This window comes from Alteromonas sp. S015 (assembly GCF_036864485.1).
Lineage (GTDB): Bacteria > Pseudomonadota > Gammaproteobacteria > Enterobacterales > Alteromonadaceae > Alteromonas.
Genome location: NZ_JAZETO010000003.1, coordinates 226,767 through 249,145, shown reverse-complemented (window position 1 = coordinate 249,145; position 22,379 = coordinate 226,767). Strand labels below are relative to the sequence as shown.

Here is a 22,379-nt window from a genome sequence, read left to right as displayed (position 1 = left end):
CTAACTCACTCAGATGATACCTAGTATTTTTTGTAGCGAATCTGGAAAGTTTTATCGTAAATATAAACGTATTGACTGTAACCGTAGTTATTTATCACGATCTCTTTTCCTGGTTCTGAATCGAGGTCTTGAGGCCCATCGATGTGCCAAGCCCCCCTAATCCTATAACCTCTGTCTGAGTAATCTCTTAAATCATAGATATTAAAATGTTCATGTCGCACTATACCAAGTTCTACACCAGGATCTCCGTCAGTGTCGTAATTTCCATTGATAAACCAACTTCTGGGTCCCATATAAAATGAGGTTTTAGTTCTCTCACGATCTCTAATAAATACTAAATGTTGTTGGTGAACGACTCCAATCTCTACCCCTGGCTCACCATCTGCGTCATAATGGCCGTTGATTGCCCAATCGGTTCCCATAACATATGAGTGAACTTGTCTATCAGTGTCGTTTACTATCTTAAAATGCGGAGCATTAACTATCCCTATTTCTACACCTGGGACACCATCTGCATCATAGTGGCCATTGATTGCCCAGTCAGTTCCTATTAAATAACTACTGTGTCTCTGATCTTCGTCATCGATAATATCGAAATAGGGTGCATTGACGACTCCAATTTCGACACCTGGTTCACCGTCTGTATCGTAAACGCCATTTACCGCTATATCTTTTGAAAATTTATAGTCTTTACTTCTATTAGTGCATGGATGAAATATTGTGATCTTATTTGAAAAGACGGTAGCAGTATCATTACACCCATCTCCATTAAAATCTTCTATAAGAGTGTTGCTATAGGATGATATTTCTGCGTCTTCATCTTTTTTACTATTTTTTGCACTTTCAAAAGCACTCAGAATAGGCTCACTTTTTTCTAACTTATCTATGACCCCAAATTTCGTTACCTCAAAACTATTTACATCAGGCTCGCTAATTACGCCGTCTATTGAGTTAACTGGGTTTTCCGTGCTAGATACGCCAGAAGGTGTAAGTATATAATTAGTGTTACTTTCATTAGCCAAAGGGCTCATCGAGAACAGAGCTACTATACTAAAAAAAGGTAGTCTAAATTTTATTTTGTTAGAGGGGTTAACACTTAAAGAATGTGTAGAAAGGGCATCTAAATTTAGCATATAAGTTCTCCCTGTTAATATGCACCCTCATAACAACTAGTATTGAAAATTGTTTTTGTAAAGATAAATAAGTAGAAAATAGATTATTTATTCGCTCCTTGGGCCGTCAGATATTTTTTCTAGAATTCCATTATGAAAGTCGAGGATTCTCAAGAATTTTCCTTTTCCCAGGTCATAAGTCAAACGCTTTAAATTTACATACTGCCCATCTACTACAACACTTCCCATGTCAACATCGTATTTGGGAGAACCACATTTTTCTTTTACTACTCCTAAAGAGTCTTTAAGCTCAACAAGTCTTACCCCACAGCGAAAGCCTTCGGCGCTAGTCGAAAAACTGATGATTGATATCATAAGTATTAAAATTTTTCTCATTTCATAAAACCAAGGTTAGTTAATGATAAGTAAATTCGTATAAAAACTATTTACAATAATTTTTAAGAGTGAAACTGTCAATATAGGCTTAATTAAAATCAGTTACGCAAGCTCATAAAACGATTTTATCTTGTTTTAATGTTCATCTGCTGCTGTCGACTTAATCAGACAGCATTGAAACCGTTTCCATTTTTATCCTGAAATAATTTCGGCCAGTATTCATTTTCTCTTTGAAGTGATTGCTGTTCGCTCATTCTTATGTGCAAAGAGAAAACTCCCGAATTCAGATAATAAGTGCACCACTCATGGTTAAACGGTGAGGAGAGATCAACTGCCCGTTGGTGGTACTCTGTAATCGCCAAAAAAACAAGAGTAGTTACCATGAGTTACAAGCAGTTGATCGAGGGACAACGATACCAGATCGAGGCCTACTTACGCGAGGGTTTCAGTTATCGGAAGATCGGAAAGCGTCTGAACGTGAGCCACAGCACCATCAGTAGAGAAGTAAATCGTGATCGAATTCGGGGTTAGTAAATATATAAATGCGCGACGTCTAAGGCCTATCAATTATACTCAGTACCTATTAACTCAACATTAATTTATACGACTTTTTTTAATTTTGTAAAGAGTTAGCAAAACAGTGGGATTTGAAACAAAATAAATTCATCTAAAAAACCATAAGAATTTGAAAAATAAACACTTAAAAACAAGCTTTCTAAATTTTTTTACTGGAAAGTTGTTCTAAATAATTGCTCCATTGTTGCATCATCTTTTTACGCTCAGGCAAATAAATAAACCTGTTGTATGCCCTTGATGTACTCGTTCCCGTCAAGTGAGCGAGCTGTGCTTCTATCGCGTCATGATTCCAGCCTTGTTCGTGTAGTATCGTTGAAGCAGTACTTCTAAACCCGTGAGCAGACATTACATCAGCGGCATATCCCAAATCACGTAGACGATTGGTCATCACGTTCTTACTCATAGGTTTATGACTATCTCGTTGGCTAGAAAAAACATATATAGAGTAACTGGTGTAATTCTGTATATATTTTAATTGTTTAATAACTTGCTTCGAAAGTGGTACTAGATGATCACGATCCTTTTTCATTTCTGTAGCTGGAATACGTATCAGTTTTTCCTCAAAATCAACATACTCCCATTTCAGGTTACGTATTTCATTGGGCCTGAGAAAGACTCTTAGGATAAGCTTTAACGCTTCTACTGTGCAGAAGCTTCCAGTGGGAGTTGTATCAATATCATAAATGGGTTTTCCAAGTTCACTCGCTTTAATAATGGCTGAATGTGAGCGTACTTTTGGCAGTGGTTTGATAATGTCTTTGAGCGGTAGACCTTGAGCAGGATTATATCTGGTCAACCTATGAGCCAAAGCATACCCAAAGATCCGATTAATGATTGTCAGTGTCAAGGTTTTTTTGGAGTTCCTGACGCCTCTATAGACAACATAACCTCGGTAATGTGTCCAGCATCTATTTGTTCGATGGGGAACTTACTTAATGACTTACAGTCTTTGGTTATAAAGCGTTTTACACGAGCTTGATAGTCGGCAGACCAAGAGTCTTTTTGTTGTTCCCACCATTTCAACGCTACGTTTTGAAACTGCCTATCAATTGCGGAGTGGCTTCGTTTTCTTTCTCTTCTTTCTTCGATTGGATTAATCCCCTGAATCAGAGAAACCCTTGCTTCCTCTGCCAGTTTTCTTGCTTCAACTAGGGGTATCGTGGGGTATTGACCTAAAGCCAGTTCTTTATATGTTCCTGATAACTTAAAGCGCATTCTCCATAATTTAGATCCATTGCTTTTTATCAATAAAAACAAACTATTACCATCAAACTTCTTGATTTGTTTTTTTATCAGCAGGACACGAAATAGTTTTCACTTCGAGGGAGGTTAAACTCATAATGCAGTCCTTTTAGGGGTATCAAATGTGGGGTATTCATCTCATTTAATACTAAAAAATAACATTACGCAAATGGCGATACCCCACTTTATACCCCAAAAAAATTGAAACTTCGTGAACTATTGTGAAACAAGCTGAACAGCTACATACAAAGAAAAAAACCCCGTAAAACAATGCTTTACGGGGTTTTTGAAACATTATGAGTTTCTATGAAATCATAGGAGGCTGATTACATCATGCCGCCCATACCGCCCATGCCGCCCATATCAGGCATTGCAGGCGCTGCTTCGTCTTTAGGTAGTTCAGCTACCATTGCTTCAGTCGTGATCATTAGTGAAGCAATTGATGAAGCGAACTGAAGTGCAGAGCGCGTTACTTTAGTTGGGTCAAGAATACCCATCTCTAGCATGTCGCCGTAAGTGTCGTTACCTGCGTTGTAACCGTAGTTACCTTCGCCGTTCTTCACTTCATTAACAACTACTGATGCTTCAGCACCTGAGTTGATAGAGATTTGACGTAGAGGCGCTTCCATTGCACGTAGTGCAAGCTTAATACCTACTGTTTGGTCTTCGTTGTCGCCAGTTAGGTCAGCAAGCTTAGCTGCTGCGCGAACTAGTGCTACACCACCACCAGGTACCACACCTTCTTCTACCGCTGCGCGCGTTGCGTGCAGTGCATCTTCTACGCGGTCTTTCTTCTCTTTCATTTCAACTTCAGTGGCTGCACCAACTTTAATTACTGCAACACCGCCTGAAAGCTTAGCAAGACGCTCTTGAAGCTTCTCTTTGTCGTAGTCTGAAGAAGACTCTTCAATTTGACCTTTGATTTGAGCACAACGGCCTTCAATCGCTTCTTGGTCGCCGTTACCGTCAACAACAGTTGTGTTGTCTTTGTTGATAACTACGCGCTTAGCAGTACCTAGGTCTTCAAGCTGAACTTTTTCAAGGTCTAGACCAATTTCTTCAGAGATTACTGTACCACCAGTTAGGATAGCGATGTCTTGAAGCATTGCTTTACGACGGTCACCGAAACCTGGTGCTTTAACCGCTGCAACTTTAACAATACCGCGCATGTTGTTAACTACTAGTGTAGCAAGCGCTTCGCCTTCAACATCTTCAGCGATGATCATAAGCGGCTTACCAGCTTTCGCTACGCCTTCAAGGGTAGGAAGTAGTTCGCGGATGTTAGAAATCTTCTTGTCAACCAATAGGATGAACGGGTTGTCTAGTTCAACAGTACCGTTTTCTTGGTTGTTGATGAAGTATGGAGATAGGTAACCGCGGTCGAACTGCATACCTTCAACAACGTCTAGTTCGTTTTGAAGTGCCTGACCTTCTTCTACAGTGATAACACCTTCTTTACCTACTTTTTCCATTGCTTGAGCAATGATATCGCCAACTTCTGAATCAGAGTTTGCAGAGATAGTACCTACTTGAGCGATAGACTTGCTGTCTGCACAGTCAGTAGACAGAGCTTTAAGCTCTTCAACTGCTGCCGCAACAGCTTTGTCGATACCACGCTTAAGATCCATTGGGTTCATGCCCGCTGCAACGCTCTTAAGACCTTCAGTAACAATAGCTTGAGCAAGTACAGTAGCAGTAGTAGTACCGTCACCCGCTTCGTCGTTCGCTTTAGACGCAACTTCTTTTACCATCTGCGCGCCCATGTTCTCAAACTTATCTTCAAGCTCGATTTCTTTCGCTACAGACACACCATCTTTGGTGATAGTAGGTGCACCGAAAGACTTGTCTAGAACAACGTTACGGCCTTTTGGACCTAGTGTTACTTTAACTGCGTTAGCTAGTGTGTTTACGCCTTTTAGCATTTTGCTGCGAGCGTCATCACCAAAACGTACTTCTTTAGCTGCCATGATTAAATTCCTCTAAAATTCGTTTTAACGTTAGTTGTAATTACTCAACAATCGCTAGAATGTCGCTTTCACTTAGGATTAGTACTTCTTCACCATCCAGCTTTTCTGTTTTAACGCCGTAACCGTCGTTGAAAATAACGGTGTCGCCAACTTTAACGTCTAGCGCTTTAACTTCGCCGTTCTCAAGAATGCGACCGTTACCTACTGCGATTACTTCGCCGCGTGTAGATTTTTCTGCTGCAGAACCAGTCAGAACGATACCGCCTGCAGATTTGCTTTCTTGCTCTGCGCGCTTAAGGATTACGCGGTCGTGTAAAGGACGAATTGCCATTTTCAAGTCTCCTGAAAATTCCACTATTCAAGTTTATGTGATTACCAACATTCAGATTGTCTGAATGTTGTGTGCCTGGGTTGCTCATTGCTGAGCAGTTAAAATCGTTTCTGCACGGATAGATGGGGTAGTACCCAGATAACTTCAAGGGTTTTTAAACAAAAAAATGTAAAAAAATTGGTTTTTTTCTAAAAATCGTAGTTTTTGAATACGTGGCGGTCCGTTACCAATCAGAAAATAACGAGTTTCCAATTACGTAGACTCAAGAGGGATGAGTGAATAAACCTCTAAGGCGTTTCGAAAAAATTACAGCTTGTATTTATTTCAGTTGGTTAAAATCTAGCGTAGAAAATCAAACTTAAAAGGCCGCTGCAGAATGAATGATTGCGAATGATATGCAGTGACCGTAAACATGAGTCGCTTGCACCGTGTAATTACTAGCTAAGGCGTATTGCCAATGCAGCAGCGCTCCAAACCAAGTGCTCTTTGACGCCCTCAATTTCTTTGGCAAACTTTTCTAGCTGATAACCCATTTGTACAACCTGAGGGAGTAGCTAGCTTTCATTTATTAAAGCTTACTATTGGTATTACCGTGCATAAGGTTATTTCAACCTTGCATTGAAAATACATCGTTACAATTTCATATTTTTTCCTTAAAAAACCTTACTACAAAATAACAAAACAACATAAGACATTGATTTAATAAGACTTGCAATTCCACGAGTCACTTTTGACTTTTTCAATTTTTATCGTAATTTCCTAACCGTCGGCCTTTTCATTGGCGGATGCGGCTGACGATTAAATTATTAATAGTAATAAGGAAAATTATGAAAGAACTAAATTATTCACAAGTCACAGCAGTAAACGGTGGAGATGCCTTAGGCTGGGGCATTGGTGGTGGTCTAGCAGGAGGTAGTGCAGGAGCGTCTCTTGGATGGGGAGGCGCTCTCATGGCTGCAGCTAATGGTGCCCGATGGGGAGCTATTGGCGGTGGTGCCGGTGTGCTTGTCGGTGCGGCGGCTGGTGTTGCTTACTACTATTTGCGTTAATGGGGAACAAACATGAAAACACTTTCGAATAACGAGATTAAAAACGTTGATGGCGGCGTTGATGTAGGTGGTGTCGCCATAGCCGGTGTAGGTGGTTTTGGAACTGGCTTTGGCATTGGCGCGGGAATTGGTTCGTTCGGAGGGCCAGCAGGCGCGCTTGTTGGAGGAATGATTGGTGGAATGATCGGCACAGTCGGCGGAGTCTACGCCATGTTCGAAATGCACTAAAGTTTTCTATTCAAGCGGGCTGCCAGGCCCGCTGTATCAAAGCGAGGTAGTATATGAAAAAGAAAGAAATATTGTTGGCATTGATTATAGTGACAAACGGTGGCGCAGCTCTCTATTACGTGACTTATGGCTTTAACAATGTAATTGGACTCTGTTTACTTTTCCTATTTATTGCATGCTATGCCTTAATTTATAAAAGGTCTTGATAGTCGGTAAATCAATTTCGTTCCACGACAAAACAACGTTTTCATTGGGAGTGAGTTAGTCTGAACAATACCGGAAACGCCATATCGCAATCAATTATGGTGAATCCAATAAAACCTTTAAACAAATATACACATCGAACGAGCGCTGCAATGAGATAGGCATAAAATAAGCATCGTCAGTTTTGAGTGCGAGCTGTCTGTAAACATTTCGCGTCCATAAGCTACTACTCGTATGTCTTGGTCTACCAACTTTTACGCATGACTAACGGTTTCTCATGAAGCAAAAATACTGACTTCTAATTTTGAAATAGCAGTTACTTCAAACGCTTGTCTTCGTCGTTTTGTGTATTGTCCGTGTATTCACCTTCAATCACATCGTCTTTGTTCTTCGCTGATGTATTAAATGGCGAATCGCTATTGCCGAAGGGATCGCTGCCAAATGGGCTTTGTTGCCCGTTTGTATTGAATCCACCTGCACTTGGCCCCGCACCACCAGCTCCCGCACCGGACATAACAACACGCATTTTCATGTGCTTACTGACCTGAGCGACAAAGAAGTGACGTGAGCCCGGCATTGCTAAAAGGAAACCGAAGATATCGGTAATAAAGCCTGGCGTCACAAGTAAGATACCCGCAACTACTAGCATTAGGCCTTCAACCAACTCTTTACCCGGCACTTCATTTCGCTGCATTTTTTCTTGTGCCGTTTGCAGCGTACTTACGCCTTCACGCTTAACAAAATAAGCACCAATAAAGGCAGAAAGAATAACCAAGCCAACGGTATTCCAGCCACCAATTACGTTGCCTACATTTATTAGCAACGCAATTTCTAAAATAGGTAATAGGGCAAACAGAACAAATAAAACCCGCAAAATGCTTCCTCTTTCATGTATTCATAACCTGTTATAAGGTCTTTGTACGTAATAACAAGAAAATGTGCCCATCCTTTCGCTTAAATAGCCACGTAAAGCGACCGATAACAACCGAGATATACGTTAGCTATGAAAGAATAAAGTAGTGTTTCGGGTCTATTACCCATCGACTCATTAGCAAAGTAACAGGCGCGAAAAAGTAGGAAACGTTTATGACAATAAAGCTTGTATTGTGTACCACGCCCGATGAAAAGACAGCGGAGTTGATTGCCACCTCGCTTGTTGAAGAAAAGCTTGCCGCCTGCGTGAATGTCATCAAAAGTATAGAGTCTGTATATGAATGGCAGGGTAAAATAGAGACCGACACGGAATGCCAGCTACTCATTAAAACGAATACACAAAATGTATTACAGGCCTTTGATAGAGTAAGCGAGTTGCATCCGTACGATGTCCCTGAATGGCTAGAACTTAATGCTGAGGCTAGCAGCGCTTACGGTCAGTGGTTACAAACCACGCTACAGCGCTAGTTAAAACGTAATTCCTAATAAAAATAACGACAACGCAAAATAGATATAATGAACCGTAACTTTATGACTTTACCTTCTTTTTCATTCGGCACTACATCAGCTTCGCTGTTCCATCGCTTTACTGCTTATGTTCTTTCAGCGTTTTGTTTAATGTCACTATTAAGCGCGTTCGCAATTGCACAGGTGCCCAATGCCTTTGACGACCCTTTTGCAGATGAGCCTCAGTTTTTAGATGTAGACCAAGCGTTTGCGTTCGATTTCAATCAAAAAAACGATGTACTTACCTTAAGCTTTGATATTGCCGATGGCTATTATTTGTACCTAAAACAATTCAAGTTTGTTACTAAAGAATCTGAAGTCGGCGAGCCTGTGTACCCAACCGGCGTAATGATCGAAGATGAGTTTTTTGGTGAGTCTGAAGTATTTTACAACAGCGTATCTATTACGTTGCCTATTGAATCGGCGGGCGGTGACGGTGTCGTAAAAATTCGCTATCAAGGCTGTGCAGACGCAGGGCTTTGCTACCCACCCACGGTGAAAGTCGTGTATTTAAATGAAGTAGGAAGCCGTACAGTTGTTGATACAGATACGGCCTCAGAATCAAATAACGCAGCGATCTCTTCACAAAGCGAGCAGTTCGATTTAGCGCAAAGGCTAATCGATAAAGATAACCTTGCTCTCACTTTGGCTCTATTTTTTGCACTAGGTGTAGGCTTAGCCTTCACGCCTTGTGTATTTCCTATGTATCCCATTGTGTCGGGCATTGTTATCGGTCAGGGCAAACCTAAAACCGCATCGCATTCATTCTGGCTAACCTTCGTTTATGTACAAGGTATGGCGATTACATACTCGTTGCTTGGGTTGGTTGTCGCTGTGGCAGGGGCGCAGTTTCAGGCTGCGCTACAACACCCCGTGGTGCTGGGCGTATTCATTGTGCTATTTGTGGCGCTAGCCGTTGCACTTTTTGGTGGTTTTGAAATTCAGCTGCCAGCAAAGTATCAAGAAAAGCTCACTCACATGAGCAACAACCAGACACCCGGCAGTTTCGCAGGCGTGTTTGTGATGGGTGTTTTGTCGGGTCTTATCGCATCGCCCTGCACTACTGCGCCGCTAACCGGCATATTGCTATTCATTGCTCAAACTGGCGATATGACACTGGGCTTTGTTTCGCTTTACTTGTTAAGCATAGGTATGGGTGTACCGCTTATTTTATTCGGCATGACAGGTGGAAAACTGCTTCCTAAAGCAGGTAATTGGATGAATGTGGTTAAAGTGACATTCGGCTTTATGATGCTTGCCGTGGCCATTGTGTTTATAGAGCGTTTATATAATAGCCCTGCCACTGCTTTCCTATGGGCTTTGCTTGGCTTTGGCTTATTCGGGTATTACTGGGTACTTAACCGCGCAAGTAAAAACTCACTGATGAAGCTTGTACGTGCTGTTTTGGTTGCAATAGGCATTATGGGTAGTGCCGGTCTTACTTATCAAGCAGGGCTAAACACTGGTCTTTGGGGCGAACATGCTGACAGCACTCAAGAGGGGCACCCAGACTTTGTTGTTGCCCGAAACTTAGCAGATTTACGCGATAAGATATCGGGTGCTAATGCACAAGGTAAAACCGTAATGGTAGATTTGTACGCTGACTGGTGTGTAGCGTGTAAAGAGTTTGAGAAGTACACCTTCCCAGACAAAAAAGTCGTATCTGCGCTTAGCAATACGATATGGATGCAAATGGATCTTACCGATAATACGCCAGAGCGCCAGGAGATTTTTGACACCTTCACCGTGCTAGGCCTGCCGACGATTTTGTTCTTTGACAAAAACGGCGACGAGCTAACCAAAGCCCGTGTCACCGGATTTATGAAAGCAGACGCCTTTGCCAGTCACGTTAACGAATGGCTTAACGATGGGTCTAACACTAATGACGGTCAAAGTGGTCGCTTGGACTAGGGTGTTTCGATCCAAGGCCTTTCCTCTTCTAATATGGCAAGCGGTGCGAGGCACTGCTTTCTTTATTTCGAGTAGGAGCGGGGTTCAGAAAAGAAGGTTGGATTCAATGCTGGCCTTCTTGTCTATTTCGCTCACTTTTTTCCTTTCGGTAACAGCAAAAGCCACAGGCTGTTTTGATAACAAACGCTTTTGTTTTGCGCTTACGCCTTCGTCTTCTTCTCTATATTTAGTCTCAGTACAAAGAAAAGTAGCATTGCCCGTAGCGCTAACCCTGTATTCCACTGTTTTGCAGGATATCCCCACTGGCAAGGGTGAGCTTAAATCAAAATCCCACGTTAACGCGTTTTTAGATACCAATGACCAAGTGCCCCTTGGCGTGGTAGAAAATGCCGATGCATTCTGGACGTCTATGCGCGTTAAATGGACGGTAGGGCGCGTAGATGCGATACACGATAACACCTATACGTATCTGTCACCGCTCCAGCCAGCTGGCGAATACCGCATTGTTCAAGGCTTTGACGGCAACTTCAGTCATTTTGGTGCGTCAAGGTATGCTCTCGATTTTGCCGCGCCTGTCGGTACGCCTATTTTAGCCGCGCGAAAAGGCGTAGTGATCGACACGAAAAATGACGGCACGAAAGGCGGGCCAACGCCGGAGTTTGCTAAACACGCTAACTATGTGGTTATTCTTCATAGCGACGGTACCACCGGTGAATACTACCACCTAAAATATAAAGGCGTTACAGTGACAAGAGGGCAAGCCGTGGAACGCGGGCAGCTTATCGGTTATACCGGCAATACGGGGTTTTCTTCCTTACCCCACCTTCACTTTGGCATATATGTCGCCAAATTCCATGGTAAATACGTAAGTGTGCCGTTTTCTTTAAAAAGCTCATCAACTAAAGCCTTGCCTTAGAATTTATAGCGGAACATCACCGGTACTTTCGGTAAAACCGCCAGCTTAACCTTAACTAACGCCTTCTGAGAGCGCAGCATGCTGCGGTTTCACAGGCAGCAAACAAGCCAACTCTCCAATAAACTTTGCGCCGAAAACACCTGATTAGACCAGTATTTTGCTGCGAAAACTTTATCTATCACTATAATCAGCAACTAACATAATAAACGAGCAAATAAATTGGCTTTTTTTCGTGCAACTGTCACAAAAGTTTGTTGAAATGGCAATAACCGTGACATTTTCCCGAAGATAGCAGCAAACTAGATGAATATTTTGTTATTGAACGGCCCTAATTTGAATATGTTAGGCCAAAGAGAACCGGACAAATACGGCACACAAACCTTGCAAGACATCGTAGATGATTTGCAGGCGCAGGCCGCGTCAAGCAACGTGACCTTAACGCATTTTCAGTCAAACGCTGAGTTTGAGCTGATCGACCGCGTGCACGCTGCGATGGGAACTGTTGATGCCATTATCATTAATCCTGCTGCCTTCACGCACACCAGTGTCGCCCTTCGCGATGCACTATTAAGTGTCAATATCCCGTTTATTGAAGTGCATTTGTCGAACGTTCACGCCCGTGAATCGTTTCGTCACCATTCTTATTTTTCTGATGTTGCAGCTGGCGTCATTGTTGGCCTTGGTGCCATGGGCTATTCGCTCGCGTTAACTGCAGCAATCAATTTACCGAAATCGCCAAAATAGAGCAGAGACAGAACATGGATATTAGAAAGATTAAAAAACTCATCGAACTAGTGGAAGAATCTGGCATTGCCGAGCTAGAGATCACTGAAGGCGAAGAGTCTGTGCGCATTCACCGTGGCCCAACAGGTGTTCAAGCCCCAATGAACTACAGCTTTGCAGCACCATCTGCACCGCAAATGGCACCTGCTCCAGCGGCGGCAGCTACCACTGCTTCTGAAGCATCAGTAGAGCCAGCTCAGCCAGACGGTCACGTTGTTAAGTCTCCAATGGTAGGTACGTTCTACCGTGCATCTTCACCAACGGCAAAAGCATTTGCAGAAGTGGGTCAGCAAGTGAAAGTTGGCGACACGCTTTGTATCGTTGAAGCGATGAAGATGATGAACCAAATTGAAGCAGATAAAGCAGGTGTGGTTAAGGCAATCTTGGTTGAGAACCAAGACCCTGTAGAATTCGATCAGCCAATGTTCATCATCGAATAAGCGAGTGCTTAACTATGCTAGATAAAGTACTTATTGCTAACCGTGGTGAGATTGCCCTGCGTATTTTGAGAGCCTGTAAAGAACTAGGCATCAAAACCGTAGCTGTGCATTCTACTGCGGATAAAAACTTGAAGCACGTGTTGCTGGCTGACGAATCAATTTGTATTGGTAAAGCATCGGCAACCGAAAGCTACCTGAACATTCCTCGCATCATCGCTGCGGCCGAGGTCACAAATTCAATCGCTATTCACCCAGGTTACGGTTTCCTAGCGGAAAACGCAGACTTTGCTGAAGCGGTAGAGAAGAGCGGCTTTATTTTCATTGGCCCTAAAGCTGAAACTATCAACCTTATGGGTGACAAAGTTTCTGCTATCAACGCCATGAAAAAAGCAGGCGTACCGTGTGTACCTGGCTCTGACGGCCCGCTCACTGACGACGTAGAGCGCAACAAAGCCATTGCAAAGCGCATTGGTTACCCAATCATCGTTAAAGCTGCAGGCGGCGGCGGTGGCCGTGGTATGCGCGTAGTGCGCAGCGAAGCTGAGTTGATTAAAGCCATTGAAACCACGCAAGCGGAAGCTGGCGCAGCATTCGGTAACTCAACGGTTTACATGGAAAAATTCCTTGAAAACCCACGTCACGTTGAAATTCAGGTATTAGCCGATGGCCAAGGTAACGCTATTCACTTAGGTGAGCGCGACTGTTCAATGCAGCGTCGCCACCAAAAAGTGGTTGAAGAAGCGCCTGCACCGGGAATTTCTGAGCAAATGCGTACAAAGATTGGCGATCGCTGCCGCAGAGCCTGTATTGAAATTGGCTACCGTGGCGCAGGTACATTCGAGTTCCTATATGAAAACGGTGAATTCTATTTCATTGAAATGAATACCCGTATTCAGGTAGAGCACCCAGTATCTGAAATGATCACAGGCGTTGACCTTATTAAAGAGCAACTTCGCATTGCAGCCGGTCAACCATTGTCTATTGACCAGTCACAAATTCAAATTCGTGGCCACGCTATTGAATGTCGAATTAACGCAGAAGATCCACAAACCTTTATTCCTAGCCCTGGCCCTATCGACATGTTCCATGCGCCAGGTGGTTTAGGTATTCGTTGGGAGTCGCATATTTACGCAGGTTACCACGTGCCCCCTTACTATGATTCAATGATTGGTAAGCTTATCACCTATGGTGAAAGCCGCGACGAAGCGATTGCTCGTATGCGCCATGCTCTTGAAGAGATTGTGGTTGAGGGTATTAAAACGAATATCCCACTTCAACGCGCCATTATGGCCGATGAAAACTTCTTCGCAGGTGGAACCAACATTCACTATTTAGAGAAGAAGCTAGGTTTAGCTTAATCCCCCTTTGGGCTACACGCTGTATTTTTGTGTAGCCCAATTTTCTTCCTTCGCTATTTGCTATTTGCTATTTGCTATTTGCTATTTGCTATTTGCTATTTGCTATTTGCTATTTGCTATTTGCTATTTGCTATTTGCTATTCAGCACATTCTAATTTTCCGATTACTACAATCAATTTTTAACGATTTTCCTATTTAGAAACTGGTTCTATACTGCATACAAGTTTTAAGACATCTCCCTGAGTTTTAATGCTTTTGTGTGTTTACCCTCATTGGAGTCCCACTCCACTTATTGCCGGCATCCCTGCCGGCTTTTTTTTGTATTTTTTTCTTAAGCCGTTATATGTTGCGCTAATTAATGTATAAACTACTTAATCATGTTGTTTAGGGTTAAACAGGTGCGAAATCCTTTTTTGTTTATTTTACCGCTGATAGCCATTGCAGGAACTAACGCGCTGGCAGAACAAATAGCGCCCACCTTCTCACAGAAGCTAGATATTCAGGTTCGTTACGATAATCGTTCCAACCGCCCAAGCCGCGAACAATATCGACTGCGTTACTATCCCTCTCTTGCCATCACTTCTGCGTGGTCAGTAAACAGCTTTGTGGTGACTGGCGATGACTTTTCATCAAGCCACAATACATTCGGCAGCGACAACACTGATTATCTTTACGCACGGCGACTGTACTTAAGGCATGAAACCGATTCGGGGAAAACTGAGTTAGGCGTTATTCCAACTTATAAAGGGCGTGTTTCTTCCACCGGCTTGTCGAAAGATGGTTGGATAACGGGGGTACGTCACGTGAATCAATTGCAAAACGACACCGCCATTGAAATAGTCGTTGGTCAACTTGCAAATGCTGAAGCATCTGAAGCCTTTAATATTGGCGAGGAGGATGCGTATTTCGAAATTGAATATTCGGCCAAGATGGGACAACGACATAGCTACGAAGCCAGTTTTGAAAGAATGCTGAACGGTACGTTTGCCCGGGCAGAATATCGATTACGTATTAATGAACAAGATACCGCGTTCATTGAATTAGTGCAGCGTATTGATGAAAGTGCTGCGAAAGTTGTAGTGGGCACCAGCGGCGAATTCGCTGCAAGCGCTTTTAACACATCATATCCTATCGAATATTTTGCTTACTATTCCTATATAGACAGTAGTTTTGGTGAGCGCGCTGAATTAATTGAAGACTTTCTAGGAACAGGTCACGGCGGCTCTCTGGAATTTAGTGGCGTGCTATCCGAGAAACATGATGTTGAATGGTTTATAAGAGCTGATGTGGTAGATAGTGTCAGTCGATTACTGGCAGGAGTAAAACTCTCCTTCGATAGTTGAATGAAACAAAGCGCCTACACCACATAAAAAAGGCCCATCAAACGATGGGCCAAACAGCAAGAACGCGTACACACTTTAACAGTGCATAATAAGTTACGGCTTGTCGCCTTTGTGAGTTCAGTTACCGCAGATTACGTATTTTTAATCTCTTGAACTTTAAACTTAAGGTAGAGTTCATTAGACTTTAGTATAATTAAGTGCGTAAGCTCTTATTGTTTAACTTTAATATTCGTAATTTGAAGGTGTTCTTGTGCCAAGCCGCTACGCTCAGTTCAAAGAAAAACTTCCCATTTCTCGCCTCTCTGACGATGTGCTTCTCGCATTTCGCGTTCTTTTTGATGATCCCCTCGATATTGTAGACCTAGCGCAAGATATAGCAGACCTAGCGCTTTATCCCGAACGATTACAGGAGAGTTACAGAAAAGAGTGGGAAGCCTATGTGCTTAAGGCACTAGCTTTTGAGATAAGGCAACACGAAGACTTAACCCCCGCCGAGTTTATTGAATTAATGATGAGTAAGGTAGAGGCAATACAGCAAAACAATGACACCTACCACAACCTGTTACGCCAAGTTCATCACGCTAAAAGTATTTTGCAATCAGAAAATACGGTTATCTTTCCAACGCCATTACGCCAGCAGTTAACCGCGTTTCTTTTACCCATAACCACCATTACCCCGCCAAAGAAGTAATATAGGCTAATTCACGTTGTCAGAGCGGTAACGTCAAACAGATACTTATTCAACACTACTTGTTGGCGCTCTTGTATTTGTATTGCGATGGACAATAACCCCTATCTACACCTTCAGGGCGCAAACTCGCATGTTTGGTCTTTCTGCCCGACACCCGTTCTCGCCAGTTTTTAAAGGTTTTTTGTTTGAGATTTTTACGCATGAGCTTTATTACGTCTTTTTCCGGAAGCCCGTATAAACGCTCAATGGCTTCAAATGGCGTGCGGTCTTCCCACGCCATTTCAATAATTCGTGATTCTTGTTCTTCGGTTAATGCCATGTCTTACATCTCAATATGCTCGTTGTAACTCAACTCAATACAGAGCTTACGCACATTTTGTTCAGTATCCGCATGCTAAAATTTACAATAACAACGTTATTCATTCGCCGACAGGCCCTTTAATTCATCGTCTTTCTCAAATGCTAGTTTTAACAGTTCGGCAGCAGCCTTGGCGTCGCTTAGCGCTCGGTGATGCCGTTCCATTTCTATGTGAAAATGTTTAGTTAAATTAGCCAAAGAGTACGACGGCAACCCGGGATAAGTGCGGCGCATTTCGCGAACTGTGCACATTTTTGGTCGCCTAAAGTGCTGCTCTAACCGCGCAAACTCTTGTTTAATGAATCCATAATCAAAGTTCACGTTATGCGCAACAAATACGGCATCTTCGGTAAAGCGTGCCACCTGCTCAGCGACTTCGGCAAACAGCGGCGCGTCTGCTACCATCTCGTCCGAAATACCGGTAAGGCGGGTTATATTGCTAGGAATTCTACGCTGCGGGTTCATTAAGGTTTGAAACCTATCTACCTCTTTACCGCCAACAAGTTTCACCATACCTATCTCGGTAATGCGGTTATAGTTATTGTTGCCCCCTGTGGTCTCTATATCTACCACAACATAAGGCTGTGCAGGGTCGCGTATCCACTTTACTGTTGTTACCGCAACATCAAAGCCGGCTTGCTGCAAACGCTGAATTGAAACTAATTGGTTACGGCGAAGCTGATCGCCAGGCGCTTTAATTTCTTCAAAGCGAAGCGCACCATCAAACACCATAATATCGGGGAAGCCATCTCGAAGGCTTTCAAAGTCTCTACACATCATGCGAAGTAAAGTATAGATACTGTCTAGTGAACCATTCTCAATCAGGGCCTCTATAGGCGTAAGCAAATGGCTAGACCACATAAACAGGCTGTTCACTTTACCATAGTGCATTGTGGCCATTTTATGGATGTGAAAACGCAGTTTCTCTTTGCTATCAAGTGCTTGTAACAATGCCTCAATACTGTGCTCAAACTTAGCGTAGAAGTTATTTTGCTTAAGCGATAATGGCCTGCGATCAAACTCCGTAACCAGCATATCTTCTTCGTAGAGTTGCTTCCAAAAAGTGAGGCCGAACAAGCTGCACCATAACCGATTTTCTGTACGCCAGCCCTCTACACCTTGCCTTGCATAATGGGCCAATACACCCCGTTCTACCTGTTGATTTTGGCTTACATCAATATCTAACGACCGGCTAGCATTTCGTAGCATATCAGTAACGGTACTGGTACGCTTTTTATGGTACTTACGGGCATAAAAATCTTCGGCGAACGCCAATAGCGTATCAGATTGAGGATTATCAATAATGCCCTCAAGAGCTTGTTTGACGTCATCTTCTTGTCCGTCTTTATAGCTCTCTCTTAGCCACTTTTCTTTCGCTTTATCGCTTTGCGCTAGTTTTAAAATGTCTAACCCTTTAGCCCTATCGAAAGCCAGCACTTTAAGCCCTAGCGCGTAAAGCAACTGGTCGCGATAGAAACTGGCTGACACACCTTCTGTAGCAGGGAAATCACCTTCCGCTAAGGCAAGTAACATATCATTGTTATAAAAGGCTAGCTGGCTATAGTGGTTAGCATAAAACCAAGCTGCTTGCGCATCGCTTTTACTTTCAAAGCGCGCAATATCGGTTACCGAATCGGAGCGGGTTCTCATTACACCGAGATCGCGCATAGAAAACTGATTCAGACGGCTTTTGGTATTACCGAAATAGATAAACAGCAAATAGCGAAGCGCATTATCAAATAAACACACTAAATAGTTGTTTAGCGAAAAGCTCTCTGGCCAACCTCTAGCACCTATATGTTCATTAAGTAACGTCACGAGTTTGGGCTTAGTGAGAGACGCTAATCCCTGCGTACTGCCGTATTCAGCAAGAAGCGCCAACAAAGCGTCTTTGGTTAGAACGCCAGCGATGTCATTAAGCCCGGCGTGACAAAGGTCGCCAAACCACCCGCTATCTATGAGCCAATCTATTTGTGCTTGCGGTTCGTTTATTTCGCCGTAGTTAAACTGTGTTCTGTCAATCACCGCATACTTGCGATTTGCAGCGCGCACTACAATACATTTTTTGTCATCGTCTAATGCGTTAAAGCGCTCAACAAAATCGGCTGCCTCATCACTTAAAAGCATGCTGTTAGCACCTTCGAAAAACTTAAGGAACTCGTGAAAATGTGTGAGGTAATAACGTGGCGGTAAATCTTTTTGCATGGGGTATCTTTGGCTATGAAAACACCAATAGTGTATATTTATACAGACAAATTAATCAAATTAAATCTATATCGAATGTATTTAAAGTCTACTGGCCGTTATTAGACCAAGCCATTTATTAAACACGTACTCTCTGTTTAGACACCCACTGAAAGAACGTTGAAAGCTGCTCGTCATCTAGTAAACGCTGTAAATTGAAGTAGTGCTTGGCCAATGTCATCTCGTCATAAAATCGATGTATTCCGCTGTGACATTGTCTGCAAATATAAATACCGCCCTGCAGTTCGGCTTTGCTGAAGTGCTTTTTGAAATAGGAGCGCCGATGCATTTTTTTGGGAATAAGGTGGTGATAAGTAAGACGCGTCTCTCTGTTACAACACGGACATTTTCCTACTTTATTTGCCACATCGTCACCTTAATTTATTTGCCTTACCGGCCGCTATTGAAGCCAACGGTTTAAATTTCATATTCAACGGTAACTGGACGACACCGCTACTGTCGGCGCGCTACTTTCACACAAACCACTATGCTCTTATAAAGAAAATCCACTCTTCTAAGCATTACGTAATAAAACCGTTTAGTGATTAACAAGGCGATTAAATATGAGCTTAACCCGTTCCATGGACTTTTCGTGTCCCTATTGTATGGCTCCCAATGATGTAGAAATAGATGAAATTAACGATATTGGTCAAGTACAGGTACTCGACTGCCAAGTGTGTTGCCAGCCCATAGAACTTGCCGCTTATCAGAATGGTGACGACATCCAGATAGAGGCAGAACGTGAAAATGACTAAGCAGTTTACATGCAGCGATATTGATGAGCTTGCTCAGCGATACCGCGCCAACCTAATCAACAGTTTGTCTGGGTTTAAATCGGCGACAGTGGTGGGTACTACAAACGGTAATACTAATAATTTAGCCGTTGTGAGTTCGGTTGTTCATGTGGGCGCGAACCCGCCGCTTATAGGCATGATCATGCGCCCACATACCGTTACACGAGACACGTTAAGCAATATAAAACAACAGGGCTTTTATACACTAAATCACGTGTCAACTAACTGGGTCGACAAGGCACACCAAACATCAGCTCGCTATGCCCCCGATGAAAGTGAATTTGAAGCAGTGGGCTTAACACCGCAGTTTACTAGTTCTTTTAGTGCACCTTTTGTCAAAGAAAGTGAAATTAAGATGGGCTTAAAGGTGGCGCAACATTTAAAATTGCTTAACGAAACCGAAATGGTTATTGGAGAAATCCAAGAGCTTCATATGCCAGAAAGCATTATTGATGAAGACGGATACGCCGATATAGAAAAAGCGAACACTGCCTGTATTTCCGGTTTAGATAGCTATCATAGCACGACACGCATTGCACGATTTGCTTATGCTAAACCTGATGAAGACCTAACTAAAAAGTGAACTTAAGATGAGTAAATCGGTCTTAAACGTATTGCTAAGTGTTATCACTTCTGAAATTTATTTAATCTGGATCAAGCGTAAATGCGACATTTCGTTCGATCTTTTTTCAAAAAGAGATAGTATTTAAACATTACACAAAACCTGCCTCTTTTGGGCAGGTTTTTGCGTTTAAGGTACTGAATAAAAAAGAATCATTATCGTTTCTATCTCTTAAGGAGAATGTTATGAAATCTGTAAATCGCCGTGATTTTTTAAAACTGTCGGGCACTACAGTTATCGGTCTTACATTAGGTGGTGTAGCGTTACGTGCACAAGCTCAAGAACAATTGAGCGCTGACGACCCAACTGCAAAAGCATTAAACTACACACCGGCTTCAACGGTTGAAGGTGCAAAGTGTGCAAACTGCATGTACGTGCAAGGAGCCGATGGCGAACAATATCGCCCTTGTAACATTTTCCCTAATAAGCTGGTTAACGCTGATGGCTGGTGCAGCGCGTGGGTTAAAAAGCCTGGCTAACCTAGTGGGTATGCATCATCGTTTGTTCTGATACCAAGAAATGTAAGTTCTGGAACACGCATTGTGAGAAATGAATAACGTTTAAAGCCCTTGAGTTTAACCAAGGGCTTTTTTTGTTTTGGTTGGAGCAAAATATAGTTGTGTCTCTATTTGCCACTAACGACTATTTTCAAGACCTTCTTCGATGCCTTTTAACACTGGGTTGTCAAAACGGGTCGGTAAAAGACCTGGCTTAATGAAAAAACCATGTTTAGCTTCAAAGACTTTACCTATTTTCAGCACATCTTCGTCTTGCCATTTACCGCCAATGAAGCTAATTCCCACCGGAAGGTCTTTCACTTGTCCAGCGGGCACTGTTAGATGCGGATATCCTGCAATCGCGGCCAAATACCCGATACCGATAAAACCAACAGGGGAGTGATCGCCATACACACCGTCGATTAAAAACGAAGGGCTGTTAGAAGGTGTGACCAATACATCGACGTTGTGCTTTGCTAACAATGCGTCAATACCATTTCTGCCCGCTGTATCTTGTATAAGATGAAGTGCGCTTTGATACTCTTCACTATCAATAGACACCGAAGCTAACGACTTTTCAAAAATATCTTGGTTAAATAACGCAAGCTCTCGCTCTGTTTTCTTATTGAATACAATGAGCTCAGATAAGCTTCTTGCAGGGATCTCTGCCGGTGACCCCAACAAATATTCGTTGATGCTGTAACGAAATTCGCTTAGCAACACATTGTAAGAGTCGGCCCAAAATGAATCTGGCTGAGAAAAATCACTAATGTCCACCAACGTTGCACCAGAGGCTTTTAGCTGGTTCAACGCTTTTTCATATACGGCCAGTACATGGGGATTATCGCCTTGGCGGTACCGGACCACACCAATTCGCTTACCTTTTAAATCTGTAGCAAGCATCGAAGATGTAGGCATAGTTGGCCGATGAGAATCCGCATTTTGGGTTGTGTTATCGCTAGCATCTGAGCCTGCCATAATTGCCGTCATTAACCATGCGTCCTGAACATTAGAGGTCATTGGCCCCGCGGTGTCCTGACTGAAAGAAATAGGCACTATGTGTGTCCTAGAAAGTAAGCCAACGGTTGGCTTAAAGCCTACGACACCATTGATGGATGCCGGACAAATAATAGAGCCATTAGTTTCAGTGCCAACGGCGAGTGATGCTAATCTAAGTGACATCGCTGCGCCCGAACCAGAAGATGAGCCACAGGCACTTCTTGATAGCATATGGGGATTACGGGTTAAGCCCCCTACTGCACTCCAACCGCTGATAGAAGATTCAGAGCGAAAGTTTGCCCATTCAGACAAATTGGTTTTGCCTAATATGATTGCACCAGCCGCTTTCAGTTTTTCTACGATAGGTGCGTCTCGACCGGTTTCGTTAGTAATAAGCGCCATAGAGCCTGCGGTTGTAGGCATCTCTGCACTTTCAATATTGTCTTTTAACAATACAGGAATGCCCGCCAATGGGCCAAGCACTGCGCCGCCTGCTACTTTTTTATCGATGGCTTTCGCTTCGGCCAGCGCATTGGGGTTTAAAGCTAAGACACTATTCACCCTTTCATCTAGCTGTTTAATTCGCGCAAGATAACCTCTGACAAGCTCAGCAGATGTAGTGTCACCATTAGCAATAGCTCGCGCTTGAATGTAGGCAGGCTTATCCATCCATTGCTCGATATTATCAGTATGAGCTGCTTTAGACGCGCATGCCGTGCATAGTACGACAACAGCCAGTAAAAAACCCTGTTTCAACATAAACCTTTCCTTACTGCATAAGTCTGGTGTCTGTTACTCCCTTTTATTATGCAGTTCGGAACTGCAATAGAAGGTAATAAACACCTATAACGTTAGTTTCTTATACGTTGAATCAGAAA

General features: G+C 43.0%; 24 protein-coding genes and 1 pseudogene. 14 read left to right on the top strand and 11 right to left on the bottom strand.

Annotated elements, in window-relative coordinates; genetic code table 11:
- Window positions 1-20: 20 nt before the first annotated feature.
- Together V7R42_RS07575 and V7R42_RS07570 are read right to left on the bottom strand one after the other, a co-directional pair.
- On the bottom strand, window positions 21-1,133 hold the full coding sequence (locus V7R42_RS07575; RefSeq protein ID WP_334019595.1) for a hypothetical protein: 1,113 nt from the start codon (window positions 1,131-1,133) through the stop codon (window positions 21-23).
- 87 nt (window positions 1,134-1,220) lie between these two features.
- Complete coding sequence (locus V7R42_RS07570; protein WP_334019594.1) at window positions 1,221-1,508, bottom strand: DUF2845 domain-containing protein; 288 nt, start codon at window positions 1,506-1,508, stop codon at window positions 1,221-1,223.
- Between the two features lie 381 nt (window positions 1,509-1,889).
- Between V7R42_RS07570 and V7R42_RS07565 the strand changes: the two are divergent.
- A pseudogene (locus V7R42_RS07565) lies at window positions 1,890-2,033 on the top strand (helix-turn-helix domain-containing protein); the annotation flags it as partial.
- Window positions 2,034-2,223: 190 nt separating this feature from the next.
- Here V7R42_RS07565 and V7R42_RS07560 read toward each other — a convergent pair.
- The 4 genes from V7R42_RS07560 to V7R42_RS07545 all read right to left on the bottom strand — a co-directional run bounded on the left by V7R42_RS07560 (window position 2,224) and on the right by V7R42_RS07545 (window position 5,624).
- Entirely contained in the window at window positions 2,224-2,931 is a 708-nt protein-coding gene (locus V7R42_RS07560; RefSeq protein ID WP_334019592.1) for a tyrosine-type recombinase/integrase, read from the bottom strand.
- Window positions 2,928-3,341: a tyrosine-type recombinase/integrase gene (locus V7R42_RS07555; protein ID WP_334019591.1), complete on the bottom strand. Its 414-nt coding sequence runs from the start codon at window positions 3,339-3,341 to the stop codon at window positions 2,928-2,930. The genes V7R42_RS07560 and V7R42_RS07555 overlap by 4 nt, the downstream gene beginning before the upstream one ends.
- Before the next feature lie 311 nt (window positions 3,342-3,652).
- Window positions 3,653-5,293 (bottom strand): chaperonin GroEL, encoded by a 1,641-nt coding sequence (groL, locus tag V7R42_RS07550; protein WP_334019590.1) that lies wholly within the window; start codon window positions 5,291-5,293, stop codon window positions 3,653-3,655.
- Window positions 5,294-5,333: 40 nt separating this feature from the next.
- Window positions 5,334-5,624 (bottom strand): co-chaperone GroES, encoded by a 291-nt coding sequence (locus V7R42_RS07545; RefSeq protein ID WP_012520088.1) that lies wholly within the window; start codon window positions 5,622-5,624, stop codon window positions 5,334-5,336.
- A gap of 827 nt (window positions 5,625-6,451) precedes the next feature.
- On the opposite strand from V7R42_RS07545, the gene V7R42_RS07540 reads away from it, so the two are divergent.
- Complete coding sequence (locus V7R42_RS07540; protein WP_334019589.1) at window positions 6,452-6,673, top strand: hypothetical protein; 222 nt, start codon at window positions 6,452-6,454, stop codon at window positions 6,671-6,673.
- Between the two features lie 12 nt (window positions 6,674-6,685).
- Entirely contained in the window at window positions 6,686-6,901 is a 216-nt protein-coding gene (locus V7R42_RS07535) for a bacteriocin-like peptide (protein WP_334019588.1), read from the top strand.
- Between the two features lie 520 nt (window positions 6,902-7,421).
- On the opposite strand, the gene V7R42_RS07530 is transcribed toward V7R42_RS07535, so the two are convergent.
- On the bottom strand, window positions 7,422-7,979 hold the full coding sequence (locus V7R42_RS07530) for an FxsA family protein (RefSeq protein WP_334019587.1): 558 nt from the start codon (window positions 7,977-7,979) through the stop codon (window positions 7,422-7,424).
- Window positions 7,980-8,191: 212 nt separating this feature from the next.
- On the opposite strand from V7R42_RS07530, the gene cutA reads away from it, so the two are divergent.
- The 8 genes from cutA to V7R42_RS07490 all read left to right on the top strand — a co-directional run bounded on the left by cutA (window position 8,192) and on the right by V7R42_RS07490 (window position 15,987).
- The gene (gene cutA / locus V7R42_RS07525) at window positions 8,192-8,506 is read left to right on the top strand and encodes a divalent-cation tolerance protein CutA (RefSeq protein ID WP_334019586.1); all 315 of its coding nucleotides are present in this window, start codon (window positions 8,192-8,194) and stop codon (window positions 8,504-8,506) included.
- A gap of 63 nt (window positions 8,507-8,569) precedes the next feature.
- Window positions 8,570-10,456, top strand: a complete 1,887-nt coding sequence (locus V7R42_RS07520; RefSeq protein WP_334019585.1) for a protein-disulfide reductase DsbD — start codon at window positions 8,570-8,572, stop codon at window positions 10,454-10,456.
- A 106-nt stretch (window positions 10,457-10,562) separates the two neighbouring features.
- Complete coding sequence (locus V7R42_RS07515) at window positions 10,563-11,372, top strand: M23 family metallopeptidase (protein ID WP_334019584.1); 810 nt, start codon at window positions 10,563-10,565, stop codon at window positions 11,370-11,372.
- Window positions 11,373-11,675: 303 nt separating this feature from the next.
- Window positions 11,676-12,116, top strand: coding sequence for a type II 3-dehydroquinate dehydratase (aroQ, locus tag V7R42_RS07510; protein ID WP_334019583.1), 441 nt, complete (start codon window positions 11,676-11,678; stop codon window positions 12,114-12,116).
- Between the two features lie 14 nt (window positions 12,117-12,130).
- Window positions 12,131-12,595, top strand: coding sequence for an acetyl-CoA carboxylase biotin carboxyl carrier protein (gene accB / locus V7R42_RS07505; protein WP_334019582.1), 465 nt, complete (start codon window positions 12,131-12,133; stop codon window positions 12,593-12,595).
- Between the two features lie 14 nt (window positions 12,596-12,609).
- Complete coding sequence (gene accC, locus V7R42_RS07500) at window positions 12,610-13,953, top strand: acetyl-CoA carboxylase biotin carboxylase subunit (protein ID WP_014951277.1); 1,344 nt, start codon at window positions 12,610-12,612, stop codon at window positions 13,951-13,953.
- A gap of 398 nt (window positions 13,954-14,351) precedes the next feature.
- Entirely contained in the window at window positions 14,352-15,296 is a 945-nt protein-coding gene (locus V7R42_RS07495) for a hypothetical protein (RefSeq protein ID WP_334019581.1), read from the top strand.
- A gap of 250 nt (window positions 15,297-15,546) precedes the next feature.
- Window positions 15,547-15,987 carry a hypothetical protein gene (locus tag V7R42_RS07490; RefSeq protein WP_334019580.1) on the top strand — a complete coding sequence of 147 codons (441 nt, stop codon included), beginning with the start codon at window positions 15,547-15,549 and terminating at the stop codon, window positions 15,985-15,987.
- Window positions 15,988-16,042: 55 nt separating this feature from the next.
- Here V7R42_RS07490 and V7R42_RS07485 read toward each other — a convergent pair whose 3' ends face one another.
- The 3 genes from V7R42_RS07485 to V7R42_RS07475 all read right to left on the bottom strand — a co-directional run bounded on the left by V7R42_RS07485 (window position 16,043) and on the right by V7R42_RS07475 (window position 18,956).
- Window positions 16,043-16,306 carry a TIGR03643 family protein gene (locus tag V7R42_RS07485; RefSeq protein ID WP_015000000.1) on the bottom strand — a complete coding sequence of 88 codons (264 nt, stop codon included), beginning with the start codon at window positions 16,304-16,306 and terminating at the stop codon, window positions 16,043-16,045.
- 96 nt (window positions 16,307-16,402) lie between these two features.
- Window positions 16,403-18,550, bottom strand: a complete 2,148-nt coding sequence (locus tag V7R42_RS07480) for an exonuclease domain-containing protein (RefSeq protein WP_334019579.1) — start codon at window positions 18,548-18,550, stop codon at window positions 16,403-16,405.
- A gap of 118 nt (window positions 18,551-18,668) precedes the next feature.
- Window positions 18,669-18,956, bottom strand: coding sequence for a hypothetical protein (locus tag V7R42_RS07475; RefSeq protein WP_334019578.1), 288 nt, complete (start codon window positions 18,954-18,956; stop codon window positions 18,669-18,671).
- 196 nt (window positions 18,957-19,152) lie between these two features.
- Here V7R42_RS07475 and V7R42_RS07470 point away from each other — a divergent pair, with 196 nt between their 5' ends.
- The 3 genes from V7R42_RS07470 to V7R42_RS07460 all read left to right on the top strand — a co-directional run bounded on the left by V7R42_RS07470 (window position 19,153) and on the right by V7R42_RS07460 (window position 20,484).
- Window positions 19,153-19,344, top strand: a complete 192-nt coding sequence (locus tag V7R42_RS07470; RefSeq protein WP_334019577.1) for a CPXCG motif-containing cysteine-rich protein — start codon at window positions 19,153-19,155, stop codon at window positions 19,342-19,344.
- Entirely contained in the window at window positions 19,337-19,966 is a 630-nt protein-coding gene (locus tag V7R42_RS07465; protein WP_334019576.1) for a flavin reductase family protein, read from the top strand. The genes V7R42_RS07470 and V7R42_RS07465 overlap by 8 nt, the downstream gene beginning before the upstream one ends.
- Window positions 19,967-20,190: 224 nt before the next feature.
- Entirely contained in the window at window positions 20,191-20,484 is a 294-nt protein-coding gene (locus V7R42_RS07460; RefSeq protein WP_334019575.1) for a high-potential iron-sulfur protein, read from the top strand.
- 156 nt (window positions 20,485-20,640) lie between these two features.
- Here the strand turns inward: V7R42_RS07460 and V7R42_RS07455 are convergent, their stop codons facing one another.
- Complete coding sequence (locus V7R42_RS07455; protein ID WP_334019574.1) at window positions 20,641-22,260, bottom strand: amidase; 1,620 nt, start codon at window positions 22,258-22,260, stop codon at window positions 20,641-20,643.
- Window positions 22,261-22,379 lie beyond the last annotated feature (119 nt).